Annotated in this window: 9 protein-coding genes; 3 read left to right on the top strand and 6 right to left on the bottom strand. The window is 42.6% G+C overall.

The features are described from left to right. Positions 1-52 precede the first annotated feature (52 nt). Complete coding sequence (locus ACFFRD_RS26380; protein ID WP_114080895.1) at positions 53-1,084, bottom strand: hypothetical protein; 1,032 nt, start codon at positions 1,082-1,084, stop codon at positions 53-55. Positions 1,085-1,245: 161 nt separating this feature from the next. Here ACFFRD_RS26380 and moaA point away from each other — a divergent pair, with 161 nt between their 5' ends. After that, entirely contained in the window at positions 1,246-2,232 is a 987-nt protein-coding gene (gene moaA, locus ACFFRD_RS26375; protein ID WP_392478477.1) for a GTP 3',8-cyclase MoaA, read from the top strand. A gap of 59 nt (positions 2,233-2,291) precedes the next feature. Here moaA and rpsD read toward each other — a convergent pair whose 3' ends face one another. Next, positions 2,292-2,900 (bottom strand): 30S ribosomal protein S4, encoded by a 609-nt coding sequence (gene rpsD / locus ACFFRD_RS26370; protein WP_012408407.1) that lies wholly within the window; start codon positions 2,898-2,900, stop codon positions 2,292-2,294. 456 nt (positions 2,901-3,356) lie between these two features. On the opposite strand from rpsD, the gene ACFFRD_RS26365 reads away from it, so the two are divergent. After that, positions 3,357-4,010, top strand: a complete 654-nt coding sequence (locus ACFFRD_RS26365; protein ID WP_392478475.1) for a hypothetical protein — start codon at positions 3,357-3,359, stop codon at positions 4,008-4,010. Between the two features lie 37 nt (positions 4,011-4,047). Here the strand turns inward: ACFFRD_RS26365 and ACFFRD_RS26360 are convergent, their stop codons facing one another. From ACFFRD_RS26360 to ACFFRD_RS26345, 4 genes are all read right to left on the bottom strand, one after another. Further along, the gene (locus ACFFRD_RS26360) at positions 4,048-4,227 is read right to left on the bottom strand and encodes a hypothetical protein (protein ID WP_392483169.1); all 180 of its coding nucleotides are present in this window, start codon (positions 4,225-4,227) and stop codon (positions 4,048-4,050) included. 338 nt (positions 4,228-4,565) lie between these two features. Beyond that, the gene (hetR, locus tag ACFFRD_RS26355; RefSeq protein WP_012408409.1) at positions 4,566-5,465 is read right to left on the bottom strand and encodes a heterocyst differentiation master regulator HetR; all 900 of its coding nucleotides are present in this window, start codon (positions 5,463-5,465) and stop codon (positions 4,566-4,568) included. A gap of 2,217 nt (positions 5,466-7,682) precedes the next feature. Continuing rightward, positions 7,683-10,022, bottom strand: coding sequence for an EamA family transporter (locus tag ACFFRD_RS26350; RefSeq protein ID WP_392478474.1), 2,340 nt, complete (start codon positions 10,020-10,022; stop codon positions 7,683-7,685). 867 nt (positions 10,023-10,889) lie between these two features. Then, the gene (locus ACFFRD_RS26345) at positions 10,890-12,149 is read right to left on the bottom strand and encodes an inorganic phosphate transporter (RefSeq protein WP_392478472.1); all 1,260 of its coding nucleotides are present in this window, start codon (positions 12,147-12,149) and stop codon (positions 10,890-10,892) included. Between the two features lie 36 nt (positions 12,150-12,185). Here ACFFRD_RS26345 and ACFFRD_RS26340 point away from each other — a divergent pair, with 36 nt between their 5' ends. Beyond that, positions 12,186-12,425 (top strand): hypothetical protein, encoded by a 240-nt coding sequence (locus ACFFRD_RS26340; RefSeq protein ID WP_392478470.1) that lies wholly within the window; start codon positions 12,186-12,188, stop codon positions 12,423-12,425. The last annotated feature ends 14 nt before the right edge of the window (positions 12,426-12,439 follow it).

The following is a 12,439-nucleotide window of genomic DNA, read 5'->3' as shown; positions in this document are numbered from 1 at the left end:
TAACTTGGCAGTAATTACGATCGCAATTACTGCCCACAAGTTTGTCTATTCCCTAACTCGTCTCCTGTATTTGCAAACGAACAGTGTGTTCAGTTGCACCACTAAGTTGCAATTCCATAATTTCACCACCCAGAGGTTCCAAGCAAGTGAGGAGCGATCGCAAGTTGGGTGTACTTGCACCAGTATCTACATATAATCTATCTGCCAAATTGCCGATTCGTTTCCACGTCATATAGAGTTTAGCGATCGTTTGTTCAATCTGCGATGCTTGATTGACCAAATCAGCAGCAATGCTCAAACAGCCGACTCTTTGCGCTTCTTCTAAGGCTGTTTCAATATCAACATTTTCCTGCGTCAGCGCTTGGACTTGAGCCGCCCCTTTGAGATATTTGGCCAAGTTACGCGCTTCGCTTGTTACCTGTTTCAGGGTATCCACATCAGGATTGGCAGCAATTTCTTTCTGGATAAACTTTTGGTGCGATTCTGGCAGTTTTTCCATTTCCTTCACTAATGGGGCGATGTAGCGCGGCGGAAGGGTGTTATCTGCGGCTTTTTCCTTGACTGATTCAGGTAATAAATCTGAGGACATGGCTGTCCATTCATCGCTGAGTTGACGCACTTCGCGCCTGGTGATGCGATCGCCTTTTTGGGCGGCTTCACTCACCATCTGTTGCACTTCTGGCGATGCTTTGGAGGTTTCAACAAATGCCCGTTTACTGAAGTTATTCACAGAACCGGGGTCGAGTTTACCGTCTTCAATGAGAGTATCGGCACTATTGGCCAGTTGAATCCAGGCGTAAGCTTGACTTTTGCTGATTTCCCGCTCTTTTAGCCATCGCAGAAAGCCAGTACCGCGCCCATCACCGCCCACTTTCTCTCTGTCGCGGATCGCCCGTAAAATTCGCCCCCGCCAGATTTCAGTTTGCAAATCAAAGCGATCGCATACCTGCCAAGCTATTTCTAGCTGCTGTTGAAAATCTGATTCTAGAATCTGTTCATCTTCTGGATCGGGCAGTTCAAAGCTGATATCTGCTGGCTGTAGTAAAGCAGCAGCAAGGTCGTTGATGGAGTCGGTGTCTTGCACGATTGATGATAACTAGTGGATGCGATCGGCTTATTATGCCATAATCTGCGGACTATCACTTAAGGGGGAGTACGGTATTTTGAATTACTACACATATAGTAGGAAGGGGTAAACCACCTCAGTAAGGTCTTTAATTGATCAGAGAGAATAAAAATAAAACGATGAACCAGGTAGACTACCTCCGCATTAGTTTAATCGATCGCTGTAATTTTCGTTGTCAATACTGTATGCCAGAGGGAGTAGAACTGGACTATATTCTCAAGCAACAGCTGTTAACTGATGAAGAGTTGCTCACCTTAATTAAAGAAGTATTTATTCCAGTAGGCTTTAATCGGTTTCGTTTGACAGGGGGTGAACCCTTATTGCGTCCGCGTGTGGTGGATTTGGTCAGTGCGATCGCAACTTTACCCCAAACTCAAGACCTCTCTATGACCACCAACGGGTTTTTGCTGGCTCCGATGGCACAAAACCTCTACAATGCTGGTCTGCGACGAATTAATATCAGTCTAGACTCTCTTCATCCTGACACTTTTGACCAAATTATCGGTAATCAGGGCCGTTCTCGTTGGCAACAAGTTTGGCAGGGAATTCAAGCTGCTCATCACGTCGGATTCGATCCACTGAAGCTGAATGTGGTAGTGATTCCTGGCGTTAATGACCACGAAGTTCTAGATTTAGCTGCCCTGACAATTGATAAACAGTGGCACGTTCGATTTATTGAATTTATGCCTATTGGTAATGTGGATTTGTTTGGCGATCGGGGTTGGGTATCTTCAGCCGATTTACGGCAACAAATCCGCGATCGCTGGGGCTTGACAGAATCTCAAGTTCGTGGGGCTGGCCCTGCTGATGTTTTTCAAATTCCTGGTGCGAAGGGGACACTAGGATTTATTAGTCAGATGTCAGAATGTTTTTGCGATCGCTGTAACCGGATGCGCCTGAGTGCTGATGGCTGGCTGCGTCCCTGTTTATTGAATGAAACTGGTCAAATAGATTTAAAAACTGCTCTGCGTTCTGGCACTAGCACCGCTCAATTACAAGAGCAGGTGAGGCATTTACTTGGAATGAAGCCAGAAATTAACTTTAAAGGGCGCGATTCTGGGATTGTCGGTACATATACTCGCACTATGTCACAAATTGGCGGATAGTAATTGGTCATTTGTCCCTTGCAAATAACTAAGGACAAATGACTAAGGACAAATGACTATTACGCTTGTCGTGAGTAGTATTCCACCACAAGTAGTTCATTAACTTGTAATGCCACCCATTCGCGCTCAATAACACTGTTGACTTTACCAACCAACTTATTTTTGTCAAACTCCAAATGACTGGGGAGGTTTGCCAAACCGGGATATTGCAAGTTAGCTTCCACCAACTTCCGTGATTGTGCCCGATCTCTGACTGCAATTACTTCTCCAGGACGGCATTGGTAGCTGGCAATATTCACCACACGACCATTAACAGTTACGTGACCGTGATTTACCAGTTGACGGGCGGCTGGGATAGTCGGGGCTATACCCAAGCGGAAAACGGTATTATCCAAGCGCATTTCTAACAATTGCAGCAGCACTTGTCCGGTAGAACCGGTAACACGTCTGGCTTTCCGCACATAACGGAGCAATTGCTTTTCAGTCAAACCGTAGTTGAAGCGGAGTTTTTGCTTTTCCTCTAGACGGATAGCATACTCAGAGCGCTTCTTACGGTTCTGACCATGCTGACCAGGTGGGTAAGCGCGTCTGGCGCTTTTACGAGTCAATCCTGGTAGGTCGCCTAAGCGACGGACAATTCTGAGGCGGGGCCCTCTATATCGGGACATGAGTTTCCTTAATCTAATCCTGTTTAAACTTTACCGAAACATTCGATTTTGACACTCCCCTAATTTTTAATCAGGGGATTCTTGGTTTTTTGAAGCTGCTTACCGAGATAAGACGTATCTCACCAAGGTAGACGCATCGATTTTTGCGCCAGTTGCTTTTAATCGGTAAAACCGACAAACTAGCCTCCAAGCCTGAATTCCGACCTGTCACGCCGTACTCCTGCCCATAAGTTTTTTGTTTTTATTTAGTTTCGTAGGCTACTCAATCATTAGATTGGTATACGCAGTATTCTTACTCTGAAATACTTTTTACGTTGCCTACTTATCTTTCAAACAGTTATATTAACACAATTTCCGACATAATTAATTATGTCTAAACTTTGCTCACGCTGAAATTATTGAATTACAGAGGATTTTTAAAATATTTGAGTTAGCATAACTTTGGGTGTTTGGAGAATGGCAATGTCAATGAGCAATAAAGCGGTTAATAGAGGTAAGAACAAACAAGCCAGTTCCACCTCCAGAAGTTTAATAGTACCAGTTTTGGCTATAGCTGGATGGTTGACAACGATCTTACCCAATCCAGCGATCGCTGCTTCCTACAGCAATGATTATAGTAACTGTGCAGGTCGTCTCCTAAAAGTGGGCGTAACGGCAGAAGCGGCATCACAAGCTTGTGCAGCTGCACTGCGTCCAACTGATTTGGCTGCTTGCGTGGTTAAAATTGATAAGGATACCCAAATTGCTGCGACAGATGCACTTTCTTCTTGTGGGAAGGCCCGGCGACCTGAAGAGTTAGCTACCTGTGTAGTCGGTGTCAGTTTAAGTACGAAAGAAGAAGCTAATCCGGCAGTTTTAAATTACTGTGGACGTAGTTTGTTACCCGTGCGCTTTGGGCAGTGTGTGGTTGGCTTGCGTAGTCAAATCGATGTTCCTCCTGCTCAAGTTTTAGATACTTGTATTAGTGCTGATGATAGTGTTATCGGTGCTTCATCTTCAACACCACCAACCATCATTCCTGCGGGATCAAGTATCGAGACCGTTCCATTTCCAACGCAACAGACTGTTCCAGCACAACCGACTGTTCCAACGCAACCAGGCACTAATTAAACTACAGTGCTTTGTAATTGCTGAGAATATAGGTTAATTATTGATACTCCCCCGTTTTATAAACGGGGGATTCTTGGGTCAAAAGGGAGCTACTGCTTAACCCCTCGCCAAGAATCTTGACCGTATGCCCTACGGCTGAAAGTCCACGTTGCATCACTACCATAGCGGCAGCAACGTCTCTATCAGTTTGGAATCCACACTCACCACAAAGATGAATTCTCTGATTTAAATCTTTTTTGCCCGTGTGGTGGTTGCAGTTGGGACAGGTTGGCTAGTGCCGTTAGGATTAACCTTGGCAAAATATACCCTTGGAGTTAAAACTAGCTTGACTGAAGAAACAATATTTATATAATAAAATCCGTCATAATTGCTTTACGCTTGCAAATTATGCAAACTAAATACTTACAATACAAAAGTCACAAGCAGTTTTGTGACTTTTATACTATTAGTACAGTATGACAATGTAAATAGACCAATCATCCCCCTACTTTTAAGTAAGGGACAAAAGCGGTGAAAAGCTTAGAAAGTAAGCTTTTTGAGTTTTGCGTAGTGCTACTAGTCTTCTTTTTCACCAAAAACCGTCTGTAAGACGACTGCAATACCACCGTCTTGATGATATTTATCTGCCCAAGCACGGATAATTTCATCCAATTCTTCCATAGCTTGCTCCATTTTTTCAGGGAGAATATCAAGTTCTTCTAATAAGCGCATGGCATTTCGTCGCCGTTCTGCCCAATTTTTCATCATGCGGAAATACCGAGCGGTATCTTCTACCATGATGTAAGTGCGTTCTTGATCGTCTGCTGGGGCGTAAAAAGGACGAGTAAGTGCGTAGAAGGGCATTCCCCAAGGAGAATCTATGCGTGTTACTGTGCCTGAGTAGAGTAGACGACGCTTGATATGCTCACCCAAAGCTTCACTCAAAGGCATTTGGTGTTCGGTTGGCAAGTCTTCTTGCGATCGCCTGTGCAAAAACTCAATCAAATCCAGAAACTCAAAAGAGCTAACTAACTGGGCATCTGGTAAGTTACTTGGCAGTTTTTGCTCAATTTGTCTTTTTTCTTCACTTGTCAGACTTGTACCAGGTACGCGCGATCGCCCTGGTTGCCAAGGATACTTTTCTAGCCAGACGTAAGGCAATTGAATCAAATAGCGAGGTTCTTGAGAACCCAACATTTTTAACAGTTTGCCTTCTGTTAGCGCCTGTCTGACTTCTTCTACAATAATTTTTACTCGTTTCGGCTCTAGGTGGTGCAGATGCCCTGTCATTCGCAGGTTTTGTCCCTGCTCTAGATAGGTCATGTAAATTGCACACTTTGCTGCTGTTGCGGCTGCGTCTAAAAATGCCCCATGCCTGTGCCCACTCGTCCGCATGGCACTAAAAGCCAGATAAAGCATGATCTGATCCATCGCACTGGGGTCAAGACGTTTGATCAGATCTATGTCGTTACTCATATTACAGACAATTGAATAGCACGTTTACAGAGTTTTTAATCGATTGAGAATAAGGTAGTATACACCTGGCTGAAGCCTATTTTTCACTTCAGACTATATTAGTATGCGATAACCATGAAATCGGCGGTAGTGCAAACTACCATTTTCGCATATTTTCTAGTACACAGGCAGATTAAGTCGTTGTTACCGTAACTGTCTCTGCATCTGACTGGAAAATTATAGATATCACTAAGTTCAGCTTGACGGCGGTTTACTTCCTAAAAGTTAACTGTGTTGCAAATAATCTACAAAGCTTTTAACTTCTCTGGGATTATTCTCATCTTTCAAGAGCAACAAGATCAAACTGCTTATACCTAATTATGGCACTATGCCGACTCGGAGTAAAAACTAGTTTGCGCGGTTCATCTGGGGTATTTGTTACTCGAAAAAGATGCTTTATATTCAGCTTTGGTGAATTATTTGTAGTACACAGGTGGTCGGAGATCGTTGGGAGTAATCTCAAAAGAAACCGCTTACCAGGTGTAGCAACATTCAGAGGTTGAGCCAAACGGCTCGTTGGGAACTATCATTTCGTTCACAACCTCCTGTGATGTCTCGGCAGTATAAGCCGTTGGCTTGAGGGAAGATAGTAGACATCAAGTAGATCAATTAATTCCAATTTTAAAGTACCTATTGTTCTTTCAAATATCGCTTTTTATCATACCATTCTTTTCTGCTTTTGGAACAAAATTATGTGTTTTAAAGTTTATAAATTATGACTATTTAAATATTTTCTATTCTGACTAAATCAAGATTTGATGATATTTCTCTTTTGACTTTTAAATTCAGGTCTTATTTATTTTATTGTGTTGATGATTTGACACAGAAAGCTGCGATTGATTCAGACTGAATCGCATAGCCATGAGGCTTTTTTGCTCGTGTTAATCAGCGGAAAATTAGTTAATAGGCATATATATAATAAAACATATTGGATTCAATTTGATGATTATTTAGAGATTGTTTTTCAATGGAATTATATTTTTTTCATGAAAGAATTTTAAAATTCCATGATTTAACTAATTCATCGGCTACTTGAAAGCATATTTTGACAGCGCTGTTTTATATACTTGCGAGACTGTAATTGCGTAGATAGCGTGTTATTAAAAAAAGACGAGAATCCGCAGGCAACTACGATATCAGCATCTTTCTCTAAGTATCTAGGCGATACCTACGGTGGGCTACGCCTACGCAGACTAAGTTGACTAGTACACAAAGGCATTAATAAAGATACCATCTCGTCAACCTCAAAAACATACAAACGAGGCATTTTGAATTTCGCCTTACTCGCAGGGCTTTTCGTAGGATAAAAGGACTGGCTGTTTTATGGGCGCGATCGCTCCATGTATTCATGTACCTTAAAAAACGGGTTACTCTCAACCCTTCTACTACTTTTTCATCTTCTAGTTCCAAAATATGCTGCAATGGTCTTCACTCCTTGCAAATTTCCTGTTTGAGCAAGTACTTGCGCTCAATTGCTTGAGTCAGTACTACTCGTACTGCTTATATATACGTGTTTTCCCTATCTGTATCAGGCTAAATTGCTAAAAATATATTACAAGTCAAGTTATTTTGATTACTCTTCGCTCAACTAGAGTGGTTCTCAATTACATGGAATACATACCTAATCACCGGATTTTGTAGATTTCGTGGGTTGGGTTGAGTGTAAGCGTTATCCAACAAAGCCTTAATAATGTTGGGTTTCGTTCCTCAACCCAACCTACCTGTCTGTCCCATTAAATTTGAGAGATAAGAGACGCGATCGCGCAGCGTCTCGCAGAGAAGGAAGAGGGAAAGAAGAGAAATTGAAGAATTTATCTACTCGTCAAAATTAATGACATGAACCACTACTGGTCTATCGCATTACTTATGAGTGGTAAATACGTTTGTAGTGAGGACTTTAGTCCTCAAATATTCAAGCACTAAAGTGCTTACTACAAACCTATCAAAACTTTTGCGATAGACCACTACGCCAGTTTTAGTTTTTAGCCTTAACCCAAGCGTATTGTATTAAGTATTATCTGCACCTATCCGGCAGTCCTAAATTATCCGTGAAAACTCAAGATCCCCGAATTCTTTTTAGAATTCGGGGATCTTGGGCGGATTAGCGTCAGGATTGATGGTGAAAGTGATAGAAGGTAAACTAGCACCCATTACACCCAAACTGATTAAACTCGCCATTTAATTCGTGTTACTGGAGGGTTTAGACTGATTTCGCATCGTTTCTAGGCTGAAAGCAGCAGCGCCAAAGGTTACTAACAACACTCCCAGAATTTGCACAATCTCTAAATTTTCTTGAATGATTAACCCAGCAAAAATCACGGTTAAAACTGGGATGCTACCACCGATAATTGCCGATCGCGAAGCACCTAGTTTACTGATACCAACATTGTTCAGTAAATAACCAGCAAGAGTCAGCACACCCAAGATAAATGCGCTTAAAACCAGTTCTAGCATCTTAGAGGAGTCAAAAACTATCAAGTTCCAATTGCTTGGCAAAGGTAACATCAAGCAGATAAAACTCAACAACAACATGGTAACGAAGTTAATTAAGGTAAAAGTCACGGGATGCAGTTTGCTAGCACATACCCGTGTCAGAATTATGTAGGCAGCAAAAGCTACGCCCGAAAGAAGGGCGGTGCTGCCTCCTAGTGAAGGATTACCCATACTGGTGTTGGGAGAACCTCCTAAAACTAACAATTCACCGCAGCAAATGGCAGCGATCGCACCGAAGCGGAATGTGGTAGGCCGATCGCGGAACAGAAACCACGACAACAACCCACTAACCATCGGGTAGATAAAGAACAGTGCGATCGCCATTCCAGTTGTGACTTGAGCGATCGCAATGTAGATTAGCACCTGAGACAAGAACAAAAAGCACCCACTCACAACCGACAACAGCAAAATCCGCTTGGTAGCTGTATTAGCAGCTGTGGGATTTCCTCGCACTGAAGCGGCCAAGTTTTCTAAATCTTGCCATAGTGTTGGATGCAACATTGGGGATAGCAATACCATCAGTGGGACTACCACCATAAACCGGAGCGTCAAAATCAACAGAGTATTGCCCAAAGTCGGCGGCAGCAGGCGTTCTACATCTACTACTCCAAAAATTTGGGAACCTTCGTGGAAAATAACCTTGATGGCTATGTTGTAAAGCGACGATATCACTGCTGATGAGACAATCAACAAGAAACCGACTTGCAACTGCGAAAAGCCGGAAGAATTAGGCGATCGCGATTCTGAGGGTTTTGCTGGTGGTTGCGGCTCTAGCGCAGTCGAAGGTGGTGATTTCGGTTTGCTCTGCGACACTCTGCGGATCACAGAATTTGGCTCAGTAGCGTTTCTTCTTCGTAAAGGTTGAGGTTGTATTGCTTCCGGCTTTGGCACAGATACAATAGGAGGCTCTGATGTTGTTTCGCTTTCTGACAAATCCTTATTGAGGACAGAAATGGGTTCAGAAGCGTTTTCCTGCGATGGCGGAACTACAGGAGCAGTAGGCTCTGATGTCGTTTCTCTTGCCGACAAGTCTTTGATAGGGACAGCAATGGGGTTCGCGGTGTTTTCTCTAACAACGGGAGGCTCTAATGTTGTTTCTCTTTCCGACAAGTCATTGCTAGGGACAGAAATCGGGTTCGCAGCACTTTCTCTAACAATGGGAGGCTCTGATGTTATTTCTCTTTCCAACAAGTCTTTGATGGAGACAGAAATTGTATTCGCGGTGTTTTCTCTAACAACGGGAGGCTCTAATGTGGTTTCTCTTTCTTCTAAAAATTGATCCGGGATCGCGGAAATTGGCTCAGAGGAATTTTTTACTACTTCGCTAAAGGTTGGTGGGGATGTCTCAGAAGGATTGTTTTTTTCTGGCTCAGTAAACTGTAAAACAGTAGGCGTACCTGCTGCTGGTTTGCGTGAAGTTTCTTCTATAGTTTTTTCTAGTTCTCCATGCAGGCGGTTAACAAACTCCGCCAAAATCGTTTCCCCTTGCTGTTGCTGGCTATACATCCGTGACAACTGTTGGGAAAGATTACTTTGATAGTTTTTTAGCTCCTGTTGCAGCGAGTTAAAAGTAACAGTAACGGTGTCATCCAGGCTGTCAAACATGTGTTCGACTTTTTCATTGATTTCACCTACTACATTGCTGCTCACTTCAGCGGACTTCAGCGCAGCTTGTTCGTAAGACTTACCCTCTATGCTTTGGTTAGCTAAATTTGTCAGAGAGGATTGCAGTTGTGAAGATATATGTTTTGCCAGAACTTCTGCCAGTTGACGAATTAAGACTTGCTGTTCGGTGATTTGGCGCACTTGTTGTAAATGCTCTTTTTCCTCTACCAAGCCTTGAATCTCATCGGATAACCGATTTTTTTCTGACTGAAGTCGCTTTACATCTTCCTGTAACGCTCTGAGGACATTCTGCTGAAGATTTTCTAAGTCTTCAACTACAGCCCAAAGAGCATTTTCTGCTGCTCTAGATAGCTCGCCTCTGACTCTTGGGTTTTCTGGTTGCTTCTCGAATCGCCCCATTAGCTTCTAACCTCTAACACCTTGACGATAAAGCTGCTTCCGGTACGCTTTATTGGCGCTCATCCTAATTTCCTGTATTTTGTCAGATAAATTAAAAATTTTAACAGCACTTCCGCATTTCAACGTAATTCTGTCATACTGAACACAACTTGGCAAAGCACCAAATATACCTTACTGCTTAATAATCGGTATTTTTTCAGCATTGATTAAGTATTTAGCCATTCGATTTTGGACTCTGGTTTTCCTCAGTCGAACGATTTTAGATTGTCGTATGGCTGTAACTAGCTTGAAATGACACCTTTTTTATTTTTGATCCGTTTCATGTACATCAATATAATATTTGCCAATGAGATTTTTACTTTTAAATAAATCTCACTCCAAATAAATATTTATCAAAACAGAATTCAGGAGTCAGAATTCAGGAGTCAGAATGGGCTAAACGCCCCGCTACCGCTAACAGAATTAATTCTGTACGACTGGCGGATAGCGCAGCGTAAAGCCTTCTCTTTCAGAGACTCTAACGCGAATTCTGAATTCTGAATTCTGAATTCTGTATTCTTCTTCAGTGTTTTGCTACCAATAGTAATTGTCAAAGACTTGTAGATGCGTGTGCTTAGGCGGAAAGTTATCTGCCTTGCGAAACTAGTTGTAAATTTCTGTGGAATGTAACTTGTGTGACAGTTTATATCTCTAAATGGAGATTAAAGTATCCTTCTGTGGAAATTCAAAGTTACGCTATCCCCTGCACAACATTCTAATGAATGAGCAGCAATTCTGCAAAAACACGCTTTTTTAGCATTGGTGCAGTTTAGGTTCTACTTTGAGTAGATTTAGTAGATGAAAAAGTTAGGAAAATATTAATAATTCTTAGCGGAATAAAATTCGGGCGATGCTAAAAATGGCAGCGCTAAGTAAAGCACTCACAGGGATTGTAATTAGCCATGCAGCAGCAATACCTTTTAGTGTTTGGAACTTTATCGACTTAATATTTTGCACTAGTCCAATGCCAACTACACCGCCGACGAGAGCGTGGGATGTGGAGACTGGTAAACCTAACCGAGAGGCGATGAGGATGGTGGTAGCAGTAGCAAGTTCGGCACAAAAACCACTACTAGGTTGCAAGGCAATAATGTTTTCGCCAATAGTGGCGATGACTTTTTTACCCCAAACAGCTAAACCACCAACAATACCAGCACCGCCAAGGATTAAAATCCAAAGGGGAATGGTAAGACCATCTGTAGGTACGCTACCAGTGCGATTGATGTAGACGATCGCAGCTAAAGGAGCGATCGCATTTCCCACATCATTAGAACCGTGAGCAAAGGCGACAAAGCAAGCACTTAGTAGTTGGAATCGGGCGAATAATCTTTCTACAGGATTTGGAAGTATTTCTCCCTTGTCTCTCTTATCTCCCAATTGTCGCCAACTAATGATTGTGAGTCCAACAGCTGCTACTGCACCCGTTAAAAGCGGGATGTCATGAGAAGGGATTGTAAAACCAACTTGCTCAATTACAAAATTGGTTAGCGGTTCTGTGAGCGATGGTAATACAATCACGCCGAATACACCTAGCAGCGCAGTACTCAACCACGGAATCCATTCTTGTAATTGCACTACTTGATTGGGTTGATCTAAAATCCAGTGCTTGATTTGACTATAAAATAAAGCAGCGATCGCACCACTAATTAATGGCGTTAAAACCCAGCCAATGCTAATTAAGCCAATTGATGCCCAATCAATTGCACCTACTCCTAAAGCTACCCAACTAAATCCTGCGATCGCACCAACAACCGCATGAGAAGATGAAACTGGTAAACCGCATGATGTGGCAATTTGCAACCACACACCACAGGAAATTAGTACCGTTACCATCCCAGTAACTAATATTTGGGGTGTAGCTGCGAATAAGGCGGGATTAGCAATTTTCGTTGCGAGAGTTTCCGTTACCTCATGTCCAAACAACACAGCACCCGTAAACTCTAATACCCCAGCGATAATTATCGCTTGTTTGAGGGTGACAGCTTTGGAACCTACAGAGGTTCCCATCGCGTTAGCGACATCGTTTGCTCCGAGATTCCAGGCGACGTAGAAAGCTAGTAGAGCGACGAAAAGTAGGGTAATAAGCATGTTGTTAGGGACAAGAGGAAAGTGAGAGAAATGAGGATGAAACTTGAGTTTTTAAGGGTGAACTTTGAACCTTTGAGCTTCATCGTTGAACCTTTGAGCTTCATCGTTGAACCTTTGAGCTTCATCGTTGAACCTTTGAGCTTCATCGTTGAACCTTTGAGCTTCATCGTTGAACCTTTGAGCTTCATCGTTGAACCTTTGAGCTTCATCGTTGAACCTTTTAGCTCCATCGTTGAACCTTTTAGCTTCGTAGCTGAATCTCAGACAGAACTTTAAACTTCTAGTTTTAA

Origin of the sequence: Nostoc sp. C110, from assembly GCF_043099725.1 — a bacterium.
Taxonomy (GTDB): domain Bacteria; phylum Cyanobacteriota; class Cyanobacteriia; order Cyanobacteriales; family Nostocaceae; genus Nostoc; species Nostoc muscorum_A.
The sequence above is the reverse complement of the archived record's forward strand: the minus strand, read 5'-3'. Positions and strand labels throughout refer to the sequence as shown.